General features: G+C 62.6%; 22 protein-coding genes, 1 tRNA gene and 1 pseudogene. 14 read left to right on the plus strand and 10 right to left on the minus strand.

The genetic code is table 11. The features are described 5' to 3' along the window. Nucleotides 1-65 precede the first annotated feature (65 nt). Entirely contained in the window at nt 66-752 is a 687-nt protein-coding gene (locus C0V82_RS23160; RefSeq protein ID WP_246814652.1) for a JAB domain-containing protein, read from the minus strand. A 97-nt stretch (nt 753-849) separates the two neighbouring features. Next, on the minus strand, nt 850-1,668 hold the full coding sequence (gene map, locus C0V82_RS23165; protein WP_102114793.1) for a type I methionyl aminopeptidase: 819 nt from the start codon (nt 1,666-1,668) through the stop codon (nt 850-852). A gap of 202 nt (nt 1,669-1,870) precedes the next feature. Between map and C0V82_RS23170 the strand changes: the two genes are divergently transcribed. After that, nucleotides 1,871-2,566 carry a tRNA-uridine aminocarboxypropyltransferase gene (locus C0V82_RS23170; RefSeq protein WP_102115169.1) on the plus strand — a complete coding sequence of 232 codons (696 nt, stop codon included), beginning with the start codon at nt 1,871-1,873 and terminating at the stop codon, nt 2,564-2,566. A gap of 36 nt (nt 2,567-2,602) precedes the next feature. On the opposite strand, the gene C0V82_RS27140 is transcribed toward C0V82_RS23170, so the two are convergent. Beyond that, the gene (locus C0V82_RS27140) at nt 2,603-2,767 is read right to left on the minus strand and encodes a hypothetical protein (protein WP_158660159.1); all 165 of its coding nucleotides are present in this window, start codon (nt 2,765-2,767) and stop codon (nt 2,603-2,605) included. 220 nt (nt 2,768-2,987) lie between these two features. Here C0V82_RS27140 and C0V82_RS23175 point away from each other — a divergent pair, with 220 nt between their 5' ends. After that, nucleotides 2,988-3,833, plus strand: coding sequence for a hypothetical protein (locus tag C0V82_RS23175; protein WP_102114794.1), 846 nt, complete (start codon nt 2,988-2,990; stop codon nt 3,831-3,833). On the opposite strand, the gene C0V82_RS23180 is transcribed toward C0V82_RS23175, so the two are convergent. After that, on the minus strand, nt 3,834-4,349 hold the full coding sequence (locus C0V82_RS23180; protein ID WP_102114795.1) for a GNAT family N-acetyltransferase: 516 nt from the start codon (nt 4,347-4,349) through the stop codon (nt 3,834-3,836). A gap of 150 nt (nt 4,350-4,499) precedes the next feature. Between C0V82_RS23180 and C0V82_RS23185 the strand changes: the two genes are divergently transcribed. Beyond that, nucleotides 4,500-4,585: transfer RNA gene (locus C0V82_RS23185), tRNA-Leu, on the plus strand. Nucleotides 4,586-4,685: 100 nt separating this feature from the next. Here C0V82_RS23185 and C0V82_RS23190 read toward each other — a convergent pair. Both C0V82_RS23190 and C0V82_RS23195 read right to left on the minus strand, forming a co-directional pair. Then, nucleotides 4,686-5,009, minus strand: coding sequence for a hypothetical protein (locus C0V82_RS23190; RefSeq protein WP_102114796.1), 324 nt, complete (start codon nt 5,007-5,009; stop codon nt 4,686-4,688). Nucleotides 5,010-5,276: 267 nt separating this feature from the next. Then, a complete protein-coding gene (locus C0V82_RS23195) occupies nt 5,277-7,073 on the minus strand; it encodes an autotransporter domain-containing protein (protein ID WP_102114797.1) in 1,797 nt (598 codons plus the stop codon). A gap of 165 nt (nt 7,074-7,238) precedes the next feature. On the opposite strand from C0V82_RS23195, the gene C0V82_RS23200 reads away from it, so the two are divergent. The 5 genes and pseudogenes from C0V82_RS23200 to C0V82_RS27860 form a co-directional block, all read left to right on the plus strand. Then, on the plus strand, nt 7,239-7,979 hold the full coding sequence (locus C0V82_RS23200) for a response regulator (RefSeq protein WP_102114798.1): 741 nt from the start codon (nt 7,239-7,241) through the stop codon (nt 7,977-7,979). A gap of 2 nt (nt 7,980-7,981) precedes the next feature. Continuing rightward, nucleotides 7,982-9,313, plus strand: coding sequence for an ATP-binding protein (locus C0V82_RS23205; protein WP_102114799.1), 1,332 nt, complete (start codon nt 7,982-7,984; stop codon nt 9,311-9,313). 74 nt (nt 9,314-9,387) lie between these two features. Then, nucleotides 9,388-9,726: an ArsR/SmtB family transcription factor gene (locus tag C0V82_RS23210; RefSeq protein WP_102114800.1), complete on the plus strand. Its 339-nt coding sequence runs from the start codon at nt 9,388-9,390 to the stop codon at nt 9,724-9,726. Further along, complete coding sequence (locus C0V82_RS23215; RefSeq protein WP_211107967.1) at nt 9,719-10,183, plus strand: SRPBCC family protein; 465 nt, start codon at nt 9,719-9,721, stop codon at nt 10,181-10,183. The genes C0V82_RS23210 and C0V82_RS23215 overlap by 8 nt, the downstream gene beginning before the upstream one ends. A gap of 30 nt (nt 10,184-10,213) precedes the next feature. After that, nucleotides 10,214-10,465 (plus strand): annotated as a pseudogene (locus C0V82_RS27860) (SRPBCC domain-containing protein); the annotation flags it as partial. A gap of 50 nt (nt 10,466-10,515) precedes the next feature. On the opposite strand, the gene C0V82_RS23225 reads toward C0V82_RS27860, so the two are convergent. Then, nucleotides 10,516-11,193, minus strand: coding sequence for a TetR/AcrR family transcriptional regulator (locus tag C0V82_RS23225; protein WP_246814658.1), 678 nt, complete (start codon nt 11,191-11,193; stop codon nt 10,516-10,518). Between C0V82_RS23225 and C0V82_RS23230 the strand changes: the two genes are divergently transcribed. Together C0V82_RS23230 and C0V82_RS23240 are read left to right on the plus strand one after the other, a co-directional pair. After that, a complete protein-coding gene (locus tag C0V82_RS23230; protein WP_102114803.1) occupies nt 11,192-11,617 on the plus strand; it encodes a VOC family protein in 426 nt (141 codons plus the stop codon). The two genes, C0V82_RS23225 and C0V82_RS23230, sit on opposite strands and share 2 nt — an antisense overlap. A gap of 222 nt (nt 11,618-11,839) precedes the next feature. Further along, complete coding sequence (locus C0V82_RS23240) at nt 11,840-14,269, plus strand: ABC transporter permease (RefSeq protein ID WP_102114805.1); 2,430 nt, start codon at nt 11,840-11,842, stop codon at nt 14,267-14,269. A 10-nt stretch (nt 14,270-14,279) separates the two neighbouring features. Here the strand turns inward: C0V82_RS23240 and C0V82_RS23245 are convergent, their stop codons facing one another. The 3 genes from C0V82_RS23245 to C0V82_RS23255 are packed head-to-tail and all read right to left on the minus strand — an operon-like array spanning nt 14,280 to nt 17,192. Continuing rightward, nucleotides 14,280-15,635 carry a sensor histidine kinase gene (locus C0V82_RS23245; protein WP_102114806.1) on the minus strand — a complete coding sequence of 452 codons (1,356 nt, stop codon included), beginning with the start codon at nt 15,633-15,635 and terminating at the stop codon, nt 14,280-14,282. Then, a complete protein-coding gene (locus C0V82_RS23250) occupies nt 15,632-16,333 on the minus strand; it encodes a response regulator transcription factor (RefSeq protein ID WP_342752439.1) in 702 nt (233 codons plus the stop codon). Before C0V82_RS23250 ends, C0V82_RS23245 begins: the two co-directional genes overlap by 4 nt. A 28-nt stretch (nt 16,334-16,361) precedes the next feature. After that, entirely contained in the window at nt 16,362-17,192 is an 831-nt protein-coding gene (locus C0V82_RS23255; protein ID WP_211107964.1) for an AraC family transcriptional regulator, read from the minus strand. 373 nt (nt 17,193-17,565) lie between these two features. Between C0V82_RS23255 and C0V82_RS23260 the strand changes: the two genes are divergently transcribed. Genes C0V82_RS23260 through C0V82_RS23275 form a run of 4 tightly spaced genes read left to right on the plus strand, consistent with a single transcriptional unit; the run spans nt 17,566 to nt 21,298 of the window. Next, complete coding sequence (locus C0V82_RS23260) at nt 17,566-17,844, plus strand: helix-turn-helix domain-containing protein (protein WP_102114808.1); 279 nt, start codon at nt 17,566-17,568, stop codon at nt 17,842-17,844. After that, nucleotides 17,841-20,000: a Mu transposase C-terminal domain-containing protein gene (locus C0V82_RS23265; protein ID WP_102114809.1), complete on the plus strand. Its 2,160-nt coding sequence runs from the start codon at nt 17,841-17,843 to the stop codon at nt 19,998-20,000. The genes C0V82_RS23260 and C0V82_RS23265 overlap by 4 nt, the downstream gene beginning before the upstream one ends. Before the next feature lie 53 nt (nt 20,001-20,053). Further along, on the plus strand, nt 20,054-20,773 hold the full coding sequence (locus tag C0V82_RS23270; RefSeq protein WP_102114810.1) for an AAA family ATPase: 720 nt from the start codon (nt 20,054-20,056) through the stop codon (nt 20,771-20,773). A 3-nt stretch (nt 20,774-20,776) separates the two neighbouring features. Then, a complete protein-coding gene (locus C0V82_RS23275; protein ID WP_102114811.1) occupies nt 20,777-21,298 on the plus strand; it encodes a helix-turn-helix domain-containing protein in 522 nt (173 codons plus the stop codon). Nucleotides 21,299-21,306 lie beyond the last annotated feature (8 nt).

Below are 21,306 nucleotides of genomic sequence, written 5' to 3' on the forward strand. Positions count from 1 at the left end.
ATGCCAAAAATGGGCGATTTCTCTAGTGTTTCAACGGGATTGAGCGTGATCCTGCGGGATCTAAATCAGTGAGTGGGGTGGTTATGAACCAGGATCACGGCACTGGCGCCCAGTTCCAGGGCACGGCGCACCACTTCACGCGGGTAGACCGGCGTATGGTCCACGGTGCCGCGCTGCTGCACCTCGTCGGCGATCAGGGTGTTCTTGCGGTCCAGAAACAGCAGGCGGAACTGTTCCACCGGTTCATGGGCCATGGCCCCGGCGCAGTAATCCAGCAGCTTCTGCCAGGATGACAGGATGGGCTGCCCCATCACCTGCTGGCGCGCCATGCGAAGGCCGATGGCCCCGACCACGCGGATGTGGGCGATGGTAGCATCGGAGAAGTTGAACCGGTTGCGCAGCGCCTCCGCCGATGCCTGGGTGACGGCCCAAAGGCTGCCGAATGCCGACATTAGTTCCTTGGCCAGCGGCTTCACATCCCGCCGGGGTATAGCCTGGAACAGAAGCAGTTCCAGCAGTTCGTAATCCTGCAGCGCGTCGGGTCCAGACGCGATGAAGCGCTGACGCAGCCGGTCGCGGTGTCCGTGATAATGCGGCGTTTCCTCCGCCGGTTCTGGCTTTTCCGCCGCAGCCGGCTTTACGGGGGTGGGTTTCCCGGCCAGCAAGGCGGCCAGCAGGTCATCGTCGGGCGGCGGCGATTTTACTGCCGCCTCATCCATCCGTGTCGCCTTCCCCGTCCGCTTCACTGCCATCCCACCACACCCATGATGTGTAAGACCATCACCGCTCACTTTCCTACAAGTGTAACAGCGGTGATGGTGGGATGCCAGACGGGAAGAGGGTGGGGAATTACGCGTAAGGCGGCTTGGTGTAACCGGCAGGGGACAGGGTGAAAATCTCGAACCCATCCTTGGTGACGCCGATGGAGTGTTCGAACTGTGCCGACAGGCTCTTGTCCCGCGTCACGGCGGTCCAGCCATCGGATAGGACCTTCACCTCATACCGACCGGCATTGATCATCGGCTCGATGGTGAAGAACATACCTTCCTCCAGTACGGCACCCCGGCCCTTCTGGCCGTAATGCAGCACTGACGGTGCATCATGGAATACACGGCCCAGACCATGGCCGCAAAAATCGCGGACAACGGAGAAACGGAAGCTTTCGGCATAGGACTGAATGGCGTGGCCGATATCACCCAGGGTCGCGCCCGGCTTGACCACCGATATGCCGCGCATCAGCGCCTCATAGGTCACATCAACCAGACGCTTCGCCTTCACGCCGACATCGCCCACCATATACATACGCGACGTGTCGCCGAACCACCCATCGACGATGACAGTGACGTCGATATTGGTGATGTCGCCATTGACCAGACGCTTGGGGCCCGGAATGCCGTGGCAGACCACATGGTTGATGGAGATGCAGGACGCCTTGGTATAGCCCTTGTACCCGACAGTGGCCGACGTGCCGCCATTGGCTTCCACAAAGGCTAGAATCTTGTCATCCAGCTCTTCCGTAACGGCACCGGGAACGACGAAGGGCGTGATGTAATCAAGCGTAGCGGCAGCCAGACGGCCGGCCTTGCGCATGCCTTCGAAATCCGCGGGCTTGTGCAGCTTGATGGAGCGCTTGTCTTCGTATTCGTCGGCGAGTTCGGCCTGGGTCATCGGTATCGGTACTTTCAGGAAACGGAATTCACGGTTCAGCCGGGCACCTTACACGAACCGGTGCCCGGGCCGCAAATCCGGCGTCCCAATGCCTGGGACCTCCATCAAGCATGGATCGGGAACGGTTCACGCCTTGCCATGGCGGCATTGCGTACCCACCCCCTGCCATGTCGACGCGTGATGCGCTATGGTCGCTTCCACCATGAATGAAGACGACCTGATCCTTCCGCCGCCGCCGGCACCGCCGCCCCCTTGCGCCACCTGTGGCAAGCCCGAAGATTTGTGCCTGTGCGCCGCCCTGGTGCCGGAACGCACACGCCTGCAATTGCTGGTGCTGATGCACCCGCAGGAACAGGACGTGGAACTAGGCACCGCTCGCCTGCTGACCGGGCAGATTGAAAACAGCGTATTGAAGATCGGCCTATCCTGGCCGTCGCTGTCCAAGGCATTGGGCCGGCAGGTGGATGCCAAGCGCTGGGGCGTGCTGTTCATGGGCAGCAAAGAGGAAGTGGCCAAGGTGCCGCGCGGCGGGATCGCCGTGTTCGGGCGCAAGGATGTGGCGCCTGACAGCGACCTGATTCTGTCCGACCTGGAAGGTATCGTCCTCATCGACGGCACCTGGGCCCAGGCCAAGACCCTGTGGTGGCGCAATGCCTGGATGCTGAAGCTGCGCCGCATCGTCATCCACCCCGATTTCCGCTCGGCTTACGGCAATGTCCGCAAGGAACCGCGCAAGGAGAGCGTCTCCACGCTGGAAGCCGGCGCCTTCGTCTATGGCAAGCTGGAAGGCGATCCGGGTCTCCAGGAACGCCTGCTGAAGCCGTTTGACGAGCTGCTGTCCCGCTGGCGCAAGCACAAGCGCCGTCCGGTGAAGGCGGGCTTGCCGCCGCCAGTGTGAGCCTTCTTGGGACGCGGGCAGGTCTCTCCGCCCGCGTCAACCCGGCCCGAAGAATTTATAGGACAGCCCGACCAGGGCGAAGATCAGCAGCCAGACCACGATCTGGGGCAACAGGCCCTGGCGGGGGAACCGCGCGCCGCGCAGCACCAGGATCAACACCAAAACCGAAGAGATAAGGGCCAGGATCTGGTTCTCTGTCATACTTCCGATATGGGACGTCCGCATCAACGCCGCAAGGGCTGGCACGTCGCTTGCTGATTATCCCGCACCCTTCCCCGCGCGGGCGGGGTGTCCGGGACAAAGGCATGCGGGAACTACCGCCGGACGCCAAGGGTAACCGCTTCTTTCCGCTGCCTGGGTGCCGGCAAAGCCTGCCCAGGGGCATGGGCAAATTTTGCCTGGTGATGGGAAGGATCGTTCCATGGATATCCAGGGTTCAAGCAACAGTAACCGTGTCCGCTGGCAGCCAACCACCGGTGCAGCAGGCACGTCCGGTGTATCAGGTAACACGATCGGATCGGCTGACGCCGGTGAGAAGGTGGGCTTTCACGGCGCGCCGACCGGTGAGAGCATGCAGGTGGGCGGGCTGACGGCCACTAACCACTCCATGGTGGAGGGGTTGGCGGCACTGGAAATGCCCAGCCGTGAAAGTGTTGCCGCCGATACTCAGACGGTGGGGGATGAATTGCGCATGGCGCTGGCCGTGGCCGGCATCAAGAGTGCCCCACCGCTGGCCTTTCGCATCGATACATCCGGGAATGTAAAGGTCGATGGCGACGATCCGCGCGCGGCAGAAGTGAACAAGGTCCTGTCGCGGGAACCGGAGCTGCAGAACCGCCTGCGCAAGCTGGTTGGTGATGCTCAGATGATGGAACATGCCGACGCGGTGGAGGGCTATTACAGTCAGGTCAATGCTGGCGCCGACGCGGAGGGCGCCTCCAAGCGTCTGGTGGCGGCAGGTCAGAAGATCAGCGGTGCGACAGGCTTCACGCTTGATGCCGACGGCAAACTGTCCTTGGAATGCGCCGGCATGGGTAAGGAACTGATGCCACCGCAACCGACGCAGGTGTCGGACGAGGAAAAGATGTGGCGCGAAATGATGCGCCTCACCGACCGCACCCGTCGCACCGGTGTCGTCGCCGCCGCCCAGGATGCCGAAGCGGCGGAAAAGAAAGACCGCGACCATCGGGAAAGCAACGGCGGCAAGCCCTCCGATCAGCCCAACCTAGCGCAGGGCAGCAACAGCGCCGCGAAGGCGGCGGCCTGATCAGGCGTCGGGGGTGGGGCGGTCGTCCAGGATCAGTTGCAGAAATGCCAGATCCAGCCAGCGCCCGAACTTCATCCCCACCTGCGGCATCAGGCCGGTACGCTGAAAGCCCAAGGCTTCATGCAGCGCGATGGAACCCTGGTTTCCCGCCTCGATGGCGGCCACCATTACGTGCTTGCCGATGGACCGGGCCCGCTCGATCAACGCCTGCATCAGCGCCTTGCCGATCCCACTACTACGCCGGTCTGTCCGGACATAGACGGAATGTTCCACCGTGTGTCGATACCCATCGAACGCCCGCCAGTCCCCGAACGACGCGTAACCCAGCACGTTACCGTCACTATCCACCGCCACTAGCACCGGGTAACCCAGCCGACGCCGGTCTGCCATCCAGCCCACCCGGTTGGCCACATCTACCTGCACCTCGTTCCAGATCGCCGTCGTGTTGACCACCGCGTCATTATAGATGCCGGCGATGGAAGGGGCGTCGGCATCAACGGCGTCGCGGATCTGCATAGGGGCGTCCTTCAACAAGCGGCGATATCCGCCGCCATGGCGGGCTCGGGGGTAGGGCGTACCTGGAATTGCGTGTGATCGCCGTCTGACGGACAACCACACGCTTGCCATCCTGCCCCACCTTCGGCTAGGTTCCCCATCCCTATAAGGGCTCGCTTGGCGGAATGGTAGACGCCACAGACTTAAAATCTGTTGTCCTCCGGGGCGTACCGGTTCGAGTCCGGTAGCGAGCACCAACTTGATCTGATTATTGTTGTGACGGAAACCATATGTTATGGGGGCCGCATAGCATATCGACGCTCACCAGCATATATCGGGGTTTGGCCTTGGCTGCCGTCACATCCAGTCAATGCGATTGATCAGCCGCCTGTAGTTGAGATCGAACGTCGTCAGAATCGTCGGGTCCCATTCGAAATCGACATCCGGCACCTTCTCGCCGCTGACCAGCTCAGCCAGCAGCTTGCCGGCAAAATCTTCGTCATGGATCGCCGTGCCGACCGGCACCCTGAAGTAGTTGCGGCTATCGTCACGGGCGCTCAGAATCTGCGGGATGTTCGGCGTGTCGAGCCTGCTTAAGCAGGGTAGACTGTCGCGAATCTCAAAACGGTCGAGCGTCAGCGATGGCTCAGCCGACGGATCCAGCGCGTTTCGGCATCCCATCGCCAGTATTCCGGATTATATAGAGGAACATTGTCAAGTAACATGACCTCGGCCAGCTTTCGGTCTCGGTTCCGGCAAAAGCTCCACAATCTGGCCGCGGTCAAGGCGCTCCCATAGCAAGCAGGAGGGCGATCAGGCGAGACCTGCTTCACCTCAGCCGTCTTGTCGTCCGGTGGATCAGCTTGACGCCCAAAGGCTTATCCAGGGAGCCTGTAAGCGGAGTAGAGATTGCTGCCATCCGGACGACACGGGCGGGCGGCGTGGGCGTCAGAAGCCGAGGGATAGAGATATCCCGCCAGACAGGCTGTTCTGGCCGTTGCCGGCAGAGCGTCCGCGAACCCCGAGATTGACAGCGGACTGTGTGGTCACCGGGATGGTTGCCGTGAGGCCGTAGAAGAAGGCATCATCCGACGCACCGACCTGCTGGCTTGTATACCAGACAGGGGCGCCGTGGGGCAGGATGGCAACCTTCTGCGTATGGTTCAGGACATCACCAGCATAGCCAAGCTCCAGCGCCGGAATGATGCCGCGCCATGCTTCACCGCTGCTGAAGCGTACACCCACGGCCGCCTCCAGCGTCTCCAGTTTCTGTCCGGCATAGGTTACCTGGGTCGAACGGTCCCCGCGCTCCGCATAGCCATCCACTGAAATACGATCATACCGCAACGATAGGAACGGTGCGATCCGTAATGGGCCGGGCAGCGCGTCCACGCCGATGCGTGTTTCCGCAGTCAGGAAATCACTGTCGGTTCCACCTTGTTCGATGCGCAGCGCCGGACCCAGCATTACCTTGCGTTCGATATCAGACAGATTGGCCCTGCCGATGGCAGCAGTGAAATCTGCGGCAATCCGGCCATGCTGAAGTGTGGCAAAGCCCTGCAATGAATAGCTGTCGATAGACAGGGCGCCCCGGTCATCGGCGAAATCACCGTTGCCATGGTGCCAGGACAGGTAGGAACCAGCGGTCAGCGCAGAGCTGAAGCCCCGTTCAAACCCGGCTTGAACGATAGTCCCATCGGCTTTGCCCTGACGGGTCGCGTCACCGTCGACAAGCTGTGTTCCGCCAATCAGACGCCATCCCGGTACGGGATTACGGCTGGCTGCATCCATCCGTTCACGGGCCAACTGGCCCGTTGCACGGTTGGTGGTCAGCAGCATGTGCGGCAATTGTGCAATCTGCAAAGGTGCGCGCAGCATGGCCAGGGTCGCATCCCCTTCGATCTCATGCACGACGCCTGTGAAATGGACGCCGTCGGCATAGAGATAGGTGCGGTTGGCATTGGCTTCGACATAATCCTTCGGCAGGCAGGTGAAAGATTCCAGCGCGAAGCCTCGGCAAGCGCGGCTGGTAGTGTTTGTGATCCCAAATTCTGCCGGGGCTGTCTCGATCTCCGCGATCAAGCCTGCCATATCGACATAGAGGACATTCAGTCCACGAGAGGCCAGGGCGGCATCATACCGCTCATTATATTGATCGAACTTGGGAACGCTGGTCGTCGCGACGGTGCCCGCCCCGGCCTTGATCAGATTGTCGATCTGATCGGCCAGCCCCTCGGCAGCGACACGCAGCACTTCCAGATCGGCGGGCGTGTCGGTTGGTCCGTTGAACTTGGTGGAGAAGACGTCATTGCCGCCACCCTGAATAATGACCAAGCTATTCCGGGTCAGCTTGCCATCATTGGCCATGAAGTCAGCAACCTGTTCTGTGACAGGCCGGCGGGTCAGATTTCCCGGTGCGTCAGGCCGCTGCAAGGCGACGCGCGCCCCGCCCTCGGCATAGTTGCCGCCGCCCATTGCGTGGGGCTTCAAGTCCAGGCCCAATCCCTTGGCCACAATCTCAACCCAGACATCATCGGGGTTGGTGGTGAACTTGCCGGCACCGGTCGGCGCCTTGGTCGCGTAATTGCCGCTGTCCGATATGCTGTCGCCGAAGACGATGACCCGATCATATTCGGCCGCCTGCGTGACTGCCGCATTTCCCAGCGTGAGGATCAGGGCGACGCCCGAAACGCTACGCCGAACTGCGCCGGCCCCCGAAGGAATGGTTGGCCGTAAATTGTTCATATCCTACTCCTGCGATGATGACACTGCCGATACGCAGTGCGTCGATGCCGGATGGATAGCGGTGGCGCGTAGCCGCTGACTTAACCGTGTGAAACGGATTGTATCGAAACGTAACAGCGCCCTTTGACGGCTTGAGCCAAAAAAGGGGAAGGGGGATAAGGTCCCATGACCAGCAGCAAGCCCGATCCACGGACCTTCATTGCCATCGTCGAGGATGACGAGGAGATCGCCGATCTTGTCGCCGAGCTACTGGGCCGCGAAGGGTTCGAGGTCGCCATCTGTCCCGATGCTGCCGAACTCAATCGGCAGATCGGCCGGCGGCGGGTCGATCTGGTGGTTCTGGATCTGATGCTGCCGGGGGAGGATGGGCTGTCGATATGCCGCCGTCTTCATATTGGCCCGATTCGGATCCCGGTCATCATGGTCACCGCTAAGGGCGAGGATATCGACCGGGTGCTGGGGCTGGAAATCGGTGCCGACGACTACCTGCCCAAACCGTTCAACCCGCGCGAACTGGTGGCACGGGTGCGGGCGGTGCTGCGCCGCACCCGCGACGCTCACCGGCCACAACCCGTGATCGGTCGCTGGTATCGGTTTACAGGCTGGTCACTGGACGCGGCATCACGCACCCTGACCGACCCTGGCGGGCAGGATGTTGAACTCACGGGTGGGGAGTTCGACCTGCTGTTGGCGCTGCTGGATCATCCGCAGCGGCTGTTGAGCCGCGATCAGTTGCTGGACTGGACGCGCGGTCGGGATGCCGCACCGTTTGACCGCACCATCGATGTGCAGTTGAGCCGGCTGCGCCGAAAGCTGGGGGATGATCCGAAGGCACCAGCCATGATCCGCACGGTGCGCGGTGGCGGATACTTGTTTGCGCCGCGTGTGGAAACAGGGGGCGGGTGATCATGCGCCTTTTCGACAGCCTGGTCTTTCGGATCGCGGGCCTGTTCCTGCTGGGGTTGCTGGTGTTGCAGGGCGCGATCCTGGCCGTCATCGTCTGGCCAGATGGACGCCCGGTGATGTTTCGTCTGGTAGACCCGCTGGAAGTGCGTCGCATCGCGGAAGCGCTGGAAAGCGCGCCATCGTCGCTGCGTCCCTTGATCGTTGCGGCGGCTGGGAATGCTGGCACGATTGTCGAACTGCTGCCCGGCTTTCCACAGGACAAGGACGGCGCGCCGCGCACAGCGCCGAAGCTGGAAGCACGCTTCCGCCTGTACGCGGATGAACTGAGTGGTCGGACAGTGCAGGTTCAGGTCCGGGACGATGATTGGCGGACACCGGCCATACCGGTTCCACGCGGGCCGATCCGGGTGCTGGTCGGACTATCGACCGGGGAGGTGCTGGCTGTGGAACGGGCACCATTGCTGCTGCAGCTGCTTCTGTCCCGCTATCTCTACATCGCTTTTGTGGTGGCTGTGATTGTCGGCCTGATCATGTTGACATTGCTGCGCCAGGTGGTATGGCCGGTCGAACGGCTGGCACGGGCAGCTGATGCGTTGGGTCAGAATATCGACATGCCCGATGCACCCGTTTCGGGTGCGCGAGAGGTTCGGGCACTGGCGCAGGCGTTCAACCTGCTCAAACACCGGATCGGCGGGCTGATGGCCGAACGCACGCGGATGCTAGCGGCCATCGCCCATGACCTGCGGACCTATCTTACCAGGCTGCGCCTACGCGTGGATTATCTGACCGATGAGAAGCATCGCCGACGAGCGGTGAATGATCTGGAGGAGATGGGGCAATTGCTGGACGATGTGCTGCTGTTCGCGCGCATCGATGCGGGTGCCGATACGCATGACATGCTGATCGACGCCCGGGCGGAGACGGCGGACTATGTTGAACGTCGCCGGGAGACCGGGGACACGGTCTCCCTGACAGTAAGCGATAAGCCTTTGCTATGCCGGTGCAGCCCTCTGGCCTTTCGGCGAATTCTGTCAAACCTGCTGGATAACGCGGTTCGCTATGGTACGCGCGCCGAGGTGGACCTGCGTACCGGCGATGGCGGCATCTTCGTCATGGTGCAAGATGATGGCCCCGGTGTTCCGACGGAAATGATCTCACGCCTGACGGCGCCCTTTGAGAGGCTGGATGTTTCCAGGGGACGGCGGGGTGGCGGGGCAGGTCTTGGCCTGTCCATCGTCAAGGCCTTGGCCGAAATTCATGGTGGTGATCTGACCATTGCCAACGGTCCTGCCGGTGGTTTGCGGGTGACGGTCCGTCTTCCGAGCCAGCCCTGAAGGTCTGTCGAAAAATACTTAGCTGTTTAGCTTTCTATCTTGACGGCGGGCCGGCTGTGTTGATAGATAGCCGTATGGCTAACCTTGATGTGATCTTTAACGGCCTCGCCGACCCTACCCGCCGGATGGTTATTGCCAGACTGGCGGCGGGGCCAGCGTCGGTATCGGAACTGGCGGCACCCCATGAAATGGCGCTGCCCAGTTTCTTGAAACATTTGAAAGTCCTGGAAACAAGCGGCTGGATCACTTCCGACAAGGCCGGACGGGTCCGGACATGTCGTCTGCGACCAGAGACAGTGAAAATGGCAGAGGACTGGCTCAGCCAGCAACGATCCCTATGGGAAGCGCGGCTTGATCGGCTGGATGCATTCCTGGTGACGATGAATGAAGAAGGAAATCAAAGCGATGTTTGATCCGAAGGTTGATCTTGTTCTGGAACGATTTGTGAGCGCCAACCCGACCCAGCTCTGGCGGGCCTGGACCGAGCCGGCCCTGTTGAAACAGTGGTTTGCGCCCAAGCCCTGGACCGTGGCCCGCGTAGCAATTGAAGCCCGTGCGGGCGGCATCTTCTCCATCGTCATGGCGTCCCCAGAAGGGGTTGAAATGGACGAAACGCCCGGCTGCGTGCTGCTGGCCGATGCAGGTCGCCGTCTGGTCTGGACCGATGCCGTCGGACCTGATTTCCGTCCGAACGCAGAAAGCTTCATGAGCGTCGATATCACGATGGCGGCGGAAGGGACGGGGACCCGTTACCGCGCGCTGGTGCGCCATAAGTCGGAGGCGGATCGGCAGAAGCATGAGGAGATGGGCTTCCACCATGGGTGGGGCACTTGCCTGAATCAGTTGGAGACACTGGCGGGCACCCTCTGACTTTCGTAACGGCAGCCGATCAGAAGCCTTATCTGGTCGGCTGATCGTTGCGACAACCGTATGACGTTCATCAGCATCGACCATCCGCGAATGATCGAGTTGGAGCATGGCGGCGATCACGACGATGATCCCGCTCGGTTCTGCATGCTGGCGACTTTCGACGAACAGTCCGATGGCAAAACAGTTCTGACCTTGCGTCAGATGCGTCCGACACGGGCCCGTCGCGATTCAACGGTTGGCTTTGGTGCCGTGGAATATGGAAGCCAGACTCTGGACAAGCTAGCTGCACATGTCGCGGTCTGGGATGGCGCTCCTGTGGTCAGGTTGCTGGCTCACGGGGCGGCGGCTGCCATGGCGCCAGACAATCCCTTGATCAGGGCCTCAATCACACTGAGAACCTCGGTGTGGTTACTGCCTTCTGCAACCTCCATTGCCGCCCGCTCGAACATCGCTGATAGTATGGAGGCCAGAACGGGCAGGGGGAGCGAGGTGATGGCACCTTCCATCATCGCTTCTTGCAGGCCGAGGCGCAAACTGGCGTCGCCGTTCTGCGCCTCTATCTGCCGCATCTGATCGCGTCCCAAAACAGCGGGTCCATCGATCAACAGTAAACGCACCCGGCCCGGCTCCCGCATGGCCTGGATATAGGCCATCGCCCCGGCCAGCAAGCGTTGAAGGGCGGACATGTCCGGCGCGTCGACAGCTTCGATCGCTGCGGCGACAGCTGCCGATTCGGCCTCGATGACGGCCTGGAAGATTGCTTGCTTGTCCTGAAAATGATGATACAGGGCGCCCCGCGTCACCCGTGCACCAGCGACGACTGCCGGTGTGCTCGTTGCCGAAAACCCATTCTCTATGAAGAGTTTACGTGCCGTTTCCAGCAGCCGTGCGCGCATCTCGGTGGTGCGGACGGGGTTACTGCGACGTGACGATTTAATTTGCATACAGACTGCCTGTTTGTTAATGACTTGCGTACAGACTGTATGTTTATCACAGGAGAAGCAAAGCATGAAGATCACCAGCTACTATCCCGTCCTGATGGTCGCCGACGTAGGGGGCACTGCCGCCTTCTACAGGGATCATTTTTCGTTCACCGTCCTGTTCGAGGCGGATTGGTACATCCACCTTCAATCCACCCTCGACCCGACCGTCAATCTCGCCATTCTCAAGTGGGATCATGAGACGATCCCGGAAGCTGGACGCGGCAGGGCGTCCGGCCTGTTACTCAATTTCGAGGTCGAGGACGTCGACAGCTTCTATGCCTACTGTCAGGAGAAGGGGCTTGCGATCCTGCTGGCATTGAAGGACGAGGAGTTCGGGCAGCGTCATTTCATCACGCAGGACCCGAACGGCACCCTGATTGATGTCATCCGCCCCATTCCGCCAACAGAGGCGTTCGCCGATAATTATGTGCCCGGCGCAATACCGGGGTGAGCAAGGGCAGGGTGTGGAGATGAGGCTGTCCATGTTCCCTGAGGGGCGTTGTGCGGCCATGTCACCCCTACACAGTATGCGGCTGATGAACAGGAAGCTGGTTCTCGTAAATCGGCCATTTGTGTGCTGGTTGCCCGATGGTGCGCGACGGTTGGCAATCCGCATCTTCATACTGACTTTGACGAACGTTTTCGTTCCAATCCTCAGGGACAATGCATACTGATGCCGATGATCTTTAACTGGTTGGTCATTGCAGGACGAACCTTGGTGCGGGAACGAAGCGTGGCGGCACTGAATGCCGCCGGTCTTACACTGGGCTTTCTCACCTGCATCATGATCGCCGCCTATCTGCGTGCAGAGATCGGGTTTGATCGGGTCTGGCCGCAGGTCGACCGGATCATAAGGGTTGGCTTTGATTTTCCGGTTACGGGGCAGAAGAGTTACAGCACCCAGACCAGTTCTGCCCTTCTTGCTCCGATGATGCAGGCGGAACTCCCCGGTCTGGATGTCGTGGCACGGTTGAGACCCTCCCGTGTCGTCGCGAAGGTGGATGATCGGATATTCGCGGAGGTTCTGGCCTTTGCCGACCCGGAAGCGTTCAGCCTTTTCACGCTGCCGGTTCTAGCCGGTGATCCTGTGCTTGCCTTGGCTGAACCCAACCGCCTGGTTCTGACAGTATCGACAGCTAGGCGGCTGCTGGGGACGGGGGAGCTGGCACCGGACGCCATCGTGACCATTGATGGTGTCCCGATGCAGATCGGGGCCATTGTCGGGGACTGGCCAAGGAGCAGCTTTCTTGATCTGGGCATGTTCGCTTCCTGGTCCAGCGCGCCAAATCCCGCTTTGCGCGACGGCGAACGAGATAACTGGTTCAATCTTGGTACACACAGCTTTGCCCGCCTGAATGACGGGCAAAGCCCCTCTGATATTGAACCGGCGCTCGCCGATCTCCTGGAACGTCATGTTCCCACAGGCCAGCGACCGGATAATGTGCGCAACGTTGCGGAGTTCGCGAAAGCCCGGGTGGACCGATTGTCATCCATCCATCTTTCCGAGACGGGCAATGCCGGGCTGGGCGTCCGGCCACCGGGCAGCATGATCGCGGTGACAGCTTTTGCAGTAACCGGTTTGGTGGTTCTGGTGATGGCGGGTTTGAACTTTGCCATGCTTACGGCGGCCCTTGCTGGACGCCGCCGCAAGGAGGCGGCTGTCCGGCGGGTTTTGGGTGGTACCAGTCAGAACCTGCTGTTCCAGTTCCTTCTGGAAGGCATTCTCATGTCTGTTGCCGCCCTTATCCTGGCCTTGGCGGTGGCCGAGTTGATAATGCCGTCGCTGGGCGCGGCGCTGGGCCGCGACTTGTCCTTGTCAGAATTGATGTCGCCCACAGGGGTCGCCGTCATGTTCGTGAGCAGCCTTGTCGTCGGCGTCATAGGTGGAATTGTGCCAGCCACCAGTTTGGCCTCTACCGCGCCCGCTTCGGCCCTGCGGTCGAACGGTTCGGGCAAGGCTCCCGGTCAGCGTTGGAGCGTGCTGATCTGTTTACAGTTTGCTATTGGCATAGGATTGGGGATCGCGGCGATGGTTGTGCAGTTGCAGACGCATCATCTTCAGACATTGGCGCCCGGCTACAATGCGAATGGCCTTGTAATCCTCTCAGGCCTAGAGAAGCCGGTAGCCAAACAGGCCTGGACTGTGTTGCGGCAGAGCCTGCTGAGCTATCCCGGCATCCTGGATGTGACAAGCTCCAGTACCGTGCCAGGGGTTACAACTCAGGCGACAACCGCCATCCGGCCGACCCAGCAGCCGGATGTCCCGGCTGTGGATGTCAAGCTGATGCAGGTCGCCGACAGGTTTGTTGAAACCTATGGGGTGGCTCTTCTGGCCGGTCGCTCCCTTGAGGAAAGCCGCGATGCCAATAGTGATGCGGTGATCCTTAATCGCTCTGCCGTACTTGCATTGGGTTTGCGACATCCGCAGGAGGCGTTGGGTGTCCAGGTGTCCACCGTGGCGGGGCATCGTGCTACCTATGTCGTTGTCGGCATTATCGAAGACATGCAGATGCGGCCTGGCCGCGAGGCTGCAAACCCGGCGATGCTGGTGCTAAATTCCGATGCTGGCAATTTCGTGACGGTCCGCGTTGCCGACAATAGGGTGGCGGAGGCACTTGCCAGTATCGATGCCACCTGGGTCCGACTTGTGCCCGACCTGCCGATCCGGCGCAGTCATCTAAGCGATCAGTTGATGTTGCTGCATGGGTCAGAGGCGGTGCAGGCAAAAGTCCTGACGATCTTCGCCGGGCTGGCGATCATCGTTGCCTGCCTGGGACTGCTGGGCATCTCGGGCTTGGCCGCACGCCGGCGCAGTCCGGAGATAGCATTGCGCAAAGTTCTTGGTGCTACCGGTAATGATATTCTACGGTTGATGCTGTGGGATATGCTGCGCCCCATCCTTCTGTCTGCGGCTATCGCCTGCCCACTGTCCTGGCTTGCTATGGACTGGTGGCTTGCAGGCTTTGCGTCCCGTATCACACTGGAGCCTGCACTGTTTATGTTCGCCGTGACCGGGGCTGTGATCCTGGCCTTGCTGACCGCACTCTACTATGGCGCCCGCGCGTCGTTAGTGCGGCCCGCGATCATGCTGCGCACGGACTGAAAGCCGACGTTCAATCGGGTTTCCGGGTATCCGGTGCCACCGGTAACCTGATCTTGAACAGTGCGCCGCCATCCGCCGCCGCATGGCAAGTCACCTGACCACCATGGGCATCAATGATCTGACGTGTGATGGCCAACCCCAGTCCTGTGCCTTGCCAGGAACTGTTGCCGCGCCAGAATGGCTGGAACACTCGTTCCCGGTCCTGCGGTGCAACACCGGCCCCATGATCCGATACTTCTACCAGCACGGCTTGGCCATCCTGCTCCACCCTTACGGAAACCTGGCCGCCATCTGGTTCCGCGCGTAACGCGTTGTCGAGCAGGTTGGCAATGGCAGAGCGCAGCGAGTCCCCTTCGCCAATCACATGGATGGGATCGGGAGGCATCAGAACCTCCACATCGCGGCCCGACAGCATGGCCAGTGGCGCCAGATCTGCGGCGGCATCGACAACCAGGGCCGACAGGTCCAGGCGGGTGCGCGCAATCATCAATGCGTCTTGCAGACGGGCGGCGGCCAGTAACTGATCCACCAGCAATGTCAGCCTTTGGACATCACGGCGCAGCGCCCGCACCTCCGGCGCGTCATCCATGGACCCAACGCGCGCAGCGATGACCGCTACTGGGGTCCGCAGTTCGTGTGCAGCGTTGGCTGTCAGCAGACGCTGGTTCGCGATCCCCTCATGAAGCCGCGCCAGCAGCAGGTTGATGGCGTTAGCAATTGGCATCGCCTCTGCTGGAATGCCGTCCGTGGAAAGCCGTTTATCCAGCGTGGCCAGATTAATCGCGGCGCTGGCGGCGGCGGCATGGCGCAATGGCCGCATAGCGCGCGACATGACCAGTGGAGTGACTAACACGGCGGCTAGAAGAGCAGGTGCAAACATGGCGACAAGTTGTGGGAACAGGATGCCAAAGAAGGTCGGTGCATCGTCGAAGCCGATCCTGTTGCCTGCTGTAACCACCGTGATCGGCAGGCTGGCACCTGTGAGTGATTCAGCGTGAGCGATGCGGCCATCCATCATGCGGAACTCACCCTCACCGGGAATAGCGATGCCTGTTAGCAGTGACGGCATCTCTGGGCTGGATCCAGGTAGCAGCCGTCCTTGATACAGGGCTCCATAGGCAAAGCCCGACCGACGGGCGGCATAGTCCAGAAGCGGCTGTGATGCCACGATCCGCGCGCCATTGGTCCCCGCAGCAACCGATGCCGCAACATGACGACCGGCAGTGGCCGCCGCCAACTCATCATAAGAAACATAGGGCGAAAACAGCATCCATATCAGCGTCCAGCCGATGACGGCCAGCATCTGTGCCAGGGCGATACCCCAGGCCAGCCTATGGGCCAGACGAGGCGCCCGTCGTCCGCTCATCGGTCATCCATGATATATCCGATGCCACGGACCGGTCGGATACTGACGCCTGCATCCACAGTCTCCAGCCGGCGGCGCAGTCGCGAGACATGAGCGTCCAGGGTATTGTCGCTTGGCTCATCATCCAAGGCGTAGACCTGTCCCACCAGAACATCTCGCCTCACAACCCGCCGCGCACGAGATATTAACAGTTCCAGTAACGCCATCTCACGCCGCCGAAGCACCAGCAGCTCCCCCCGAACCGTAAACTCACGTGCCGCAGCACGGTACTCCAATTGGCCGCATTTGATGGGTGGCTGCTGGGCCGTTGGCCGGTTGCGCCGTATAGCCGCCCGGATACGGGCTCGCAACTCGTCAATGTCAAAGGGTTTGGCAAGATAATCGTCGGCACCCGCGTCCAGGCCCGAGACCAGATCGGGAACCGCGCCGAGCGCACTCAATACAATCGTGCCGGCCTGGCTCTGGGTTCCGGTTATCTCCGGCAAAAGCGTCAGCCCGTCGCCATCGGGTAGCCTGCGATCCAGGATGACAAGCGTGTAGGTGGCAAGTCGCAGCAGGGCCGACGCCTCTTCTACCGCAATGGCCCGATCTACCGCAAAACCGGCATTGGTCAGTTCCCGCGCCAAAAGCGCAGCCATTTCAGGTTCGTCTTCGACCACGAGCGCCCGCATACCTTCGGAAAATACCATGCTCGCCATTGCTTCACAACCTTGCGGGATGCGTTGATCAGCCGGAAAGATTTGTGCCGCTTTCGCTGCTGTTTCGCCGCATGCCGCGTCCAAGCACACCGGGCGTCACCCCGACGAGCCGGCGCATCCAGCGCGCCATGTGGCTTTGATGGGAGAAACCAGCTTCGAGCGCGATCTGCACCAGCGGCAGCGTGCCTTCTTCGATCAACTGCCGTGCCCTTTCCACTCGGCGCCTCATGACGAAACTATGGACGGGCTCGCCCAAACTGGCACGGAACAAGGTTTTCAGATGCGAGGAACTCATACCCGCCACGGCTGCAAGGGTTGCCAAAGTAAGGTCACCGTCCAAGTTGGCGTCGATATAGGCGATCAACCTGGAGCGGACGGGTCCGCTCAGGCGGTTGGAGATCGCCGACGGCGCAGCAGGGCAGGGCAGTAGAAGCGCCAAGCGGGCCGCCAGCACCTGGCCCAAGCGCGCCATGTGACGGGGGCCGCCCGGACCGCCTGCCAGTGCCTCATCCATGATTGCACGCCAGATATAGCCCAGTTGTCGATCCCGTAGTGCGAGGCAAGGGCCTAGACTACCCTTGCACAGGGGGGGCGATAATTCACGCAGTGCGCGATCAAGCAGATCAGGTCCTATGCGGATGGTCGAGCCCATTTGAGGTGGGGTGCCCGCTGGAAAGAAGTCGAAACGCAGATCGGAATCATTTCCCTCCCGGATGCGAATGTGATGACAGAGCGCAGGATCCTGTGGTGCCGGTCCTGCTGTCACGATAACCATTCCGGCGTCACCCAGGCCGAAGTCAGGCAGGAATATACCGGAGGCCGGGGACTGCCCCTGTTTCCGTGTAAAGACCGACTTCATGAAACCCTCCGCCGACAGCATGATTGTCTGGTTTGCGGATGCAGGCTCCCACAGCTTCCTTGCAGCAAGCTGACACCATATGTCCCACCATCTGCTTTGACCCGTTTGTGCCATGGGGTGCGGAGGGGGGGGAGGTGGGTGGGAAGGGGAGGGGGGTGTAGGAATTACGGCCCATTATGGCGGAGGGGGGAAGGGTGGGGGGAGTAGGGTGGGGGATTCCGGGGGGTGGCAATTATCCTCAAGGGGCCAAAGGGATTGGGGGGTGGGGGAGGGCCTTGGTGGTGGGAATAAAGTCGGAATAGGTTTTTCATCCTTGACTATGATGGGTGCTGATGGGATTTATATTCCTATCAGCGGTCAGGGGTGAGTTCCTATGCGAAGTTGTGATCTGGGGGTGCCGGGGGATGTGCGGGCGCGGTCGATCTGGGTGCAGGGGCGGTTGCGGTTGCGGGCCAGCAGTTTTGCGGCCATCGCCCGCGAGCTGGGTATTTCCAGCCGCGCCGTGGGGCAGGCCATGTATGCGCCCAACCATCGTGTCGAACAGGCCATTGCCCGCCATCTGAACCTGGAGCCGCGCATCCTGTTCCAGGAGCGCTATCACGCCGATGGCACCCGGCTGCATGCCGTGCGCGGCAAGGCGGGTGTGCCATGAGGGCGGTGCAAGATGGCGTGCCTGCCACGCCCGCGACGCTGGCCAAGCCGGTGCATCTGGTGGATACGCGCCTGCTGGCCCAGGTGCTGGGCGTGACGGAGCGGGCCGTGCGGTTGCGTGCGGCCAGCGGCAGATGGCCCAGCACCACCCGTCCCGTACGCGGCGGGCGGGCCAAGGTCTTTCCCCTGTCGCGCCTGCCCATGGCCATCCGCGAGGCGGTTCTGGCGCATTTCCTGTCCAGTCCGCCCATTGCATCCGCCGCACCCACCGCCGGGACGGCAGTCCCGCCGGCCAAGATCGTGGCAGCGGCGGGGGCCGGGGAGAACGAGGGCAAAGCCGTGCGCCCCGGGCGGGCGGTGCCGCCCGTGCCGGGCACGCTGGACGGGTGGCAGCGGCGCTGTATGGAGGCGCGGGCCGCCCTTCTGGTCCATATCCGGGCGCTGGCCGCCGATGGCGGTCTGAACGCGGCCCTGCGCGTGGTGGCGGGGCAGGCGCGGGCGGGCACCTTGCCGCCGGCCCTGGCCCAACTTGTGCCCGTGGCCAATGCCCGTGCCGGCAGCAGCGGGGCGCGCAGCCTGTCGGTGCCAACCCTGAAACGCTGGTGGGGCATCTGGCAGCGGGCGGGGTGTGATGCGCTGGTCCTGGCGCCCGCCGATGTACGGACGGGGCCGTCCCTGCCCATCTGGGCACCGGCCTTTCTGGCGGCCTATCGGCTGCCGTCCAAGCCATCGGTGCCCGATGCGATTGCCCGCATGGAGGGCCCGGCGCGGCCCAGCGAGGGGCAGGCACGGCGGTTCCTGTCCAGCCTGTCGGCAGTGGAGCGCAACAAGGGCCGCATGGGGCCGGCGGCGCTCAAGGCCATCCGGCCCTTTGTGCGGCGCGACACCAGCGATCTGGAGCCGCTGGACGTGGTCATTGCCGACGGGTTCACGGCCAAGCAGGACGTGGCCCACCCCATCCATGGCCGGCCCTTTGCCCCGGAACTGACCGTTGTGCGCTGTGTGGCCACGCGGCGGGTCATCGGCTGGTCGGCGGGCCTGTCGGAAAGCACCTGGACCGTCATGGATGCCTATGCCGATGCCGCGCGCAAGGCCGGGCTGTGGGCCATCGCCTATACCGATAATGGCGCCGGTTTCCGGTCAAAGCTGAATACCGGCGATCTGGCCGGGTTGCAGGGGCGGCTGGGTGCCACCCACGCGCTGGGCCGGCCCGGCAATCCCCAGGCGCGCGGCCAGATCGAAAAAGGCTGGGACCGGCTGTTCATCCGCCCGGCCAAGGTGCTGCCCACCTTTCGCGGTGCCGATATGGACCCGGAGGCCCGGCGGCGCATCGTGAAGCAGGTGGAGCGCGACATCAACGCGCACGGGCGGTCCGACCTTCTGCAAGGCTGGCCGGACTTCCTGCGCTGGGCCGCCGACTGTGTGGCCGCCTATAATGCCGCCCCGCATTCGGGCCTGCCCCGCATGACCGAGGCCGCGACGGGCAAGCGCCGGCATATGAGCCCGGATGAGGCCTGGCAGGCGCATCTGGCGCGCGGTTGGGCCCCCGTCCGCCTGTCCGATGCCGAGGCGGAAGACCTGTTTCGCCCGCACCTGATCCGCCGTGTGCGCCGGGCCGAAGTGGCCCTGTTCAACAATGCCTATTTCCATGCCGACCTGGAGCCGCATCATGGCGAGGAGGTCCAGGTCGGGTTCGATATCCATGACCCCACCCGCGTCTGGGTGCGGTCGCTGTCCGGTGCCCTGATCGCCGTGGCCGAGGCGGGCGGCAATGCCCGGCCCTATTTCGACACGGTGCGGGTACAGCGTGCCCGCCGCCGCCTGCGGCCCGTGGAGGTGAAACGGGCGGAAATCCTGGCCGAGCTGGACGGGGCGGACGGGCCGCCGGTGATCCAGGGGGTGGCAGAACCTGTGCCGGTGGCCTTGGCCGTGGCGACCCCGGTGCCGGCACCGGTGGCCACAGACGGGGAGCGGCCGGCCTTCTTTGCCAGCGATCTGGCCATGTATGGCTGGTGCGCGGCCAACGAGGCGGCGGTGACGGCGCATGACCGCGCCTATCTGGCCGCCGCCATGGCCGACCCCCGGCTGGCCCGCGCCATTGCCGACCATGACCGCCGCCATGGCACCGGCCTGTCGGGGCGGCTTCAGGCGGGGTGAGGGGCTGAAGCACCGTTCCTCGCCCCTTTTCAGATCACATCAGGAGCAACGCCATGAAGCGCGTTTTTGCCACCACATCCAATTCCATCGCCTTTGACGAGGCCGTGCGCGCGCTGGCCGGGCGGGGCGCGCGGGAGGCGTCTTGGCTGCTGCTCTGCGGGGCGGCGGGCCATGGCAAGACGGCGCTGTCCCGCCATTATGCAGCCGAGGAGGGTGGGCTTTACCTGCGTGCCAAGGCGCATTGGACCCAGGCCGCCTTTCTGGCCGAACTGGCCGCCGGGCTGGGCCAGGTGCCGGAAGGGCGCAATGCCGCCAATTTCGATCTGGCCGCCCGCGCCCTGACCGCCCAGCCCCGCCCCTTGGTGGTGGACGAAATCGACCATGTGCTGGACCGGCGCCAGACGCTGGAATGCCTGCGCGACCTGTCGGATGTGACGGGGGCCAGCATCGTGATTGTCGGGATGGAGGAGGCCGAACGCCGCCTGAAACGCTTTCCCCAGGTCTATAGCCGCATCAGCCAGGTGGTGCGGACCAAACCGCAGGCCCGCGATTTCGTGGCCGCCATCCTGTCTGATCTGTGCGAGGTGGCGGTGGAGGATGGGGTGGCGGAGGTGGTGCTGGCCCAGACGGGCGGGCACCTGCGCGAGATCCTGGACGCCATCGCCACCATCGAGGCCATTGGCCGGCGCCAGGGGGGCGATCCGCTGGTTACCGCCGCCATGGCACGGGCCGTGCCCCTGACCGGGGGCCGCGCGGCGCGGCCGGGGCGGTGAGGGATGGCCAAAGGCACACATGTGCCGCAGCCGGAACTGGACTTGGACCTGGACCTGGGGCAAACCAAACCGGTCTGGGGCAAACCCAGACCGGGCCCGGACCGGTTGGACCGGCTACGTCGCCGCGACAGCCTGCCGCTGCTGCCAGACACCTATCAGATCATTCTGCGGTTGGTGGGCGAGGAACGCACCATCAGCTTCATCCGCCGCTTTGGCGGCACCGACGCCCGGTTTCCCGCGCGCCCGGCCCCAGACCATGCCATGGTGCGTATCCTGGGGCCGGAAAACCTGCGCAGCCTGCGCCGCGAATTCGGGCCCCTGGAAATCCACTGGCCCGCCGCATCCGATTTTCTGGCCCTGGTCGATGCCAGGTGCCTGCGCAGGCAGGGATGGTCAACACGCGATATCGCCCGCAGGCTGTACCGCGATCCCAAGACCATCGAACGCTATGTGAAGGGTATGCGGCTTGAAAAACCCCAGCCGATGCAAGCCCCGCTGCCGCTGTTTGATGCCCAGCTCCCTTGAGCTGTGAG

Source organism: Niveispirillum cyanobacteriorum (assembly GCF_002868735.1).
Taxonomy (GTDB): domain Bacteria; phylum Pseudomonadota; class Alphaproteobacteria; order Azospirillales; family Azospirillaceae; genus Niveispirillum; species Niveispirillum cyanobacteriorum.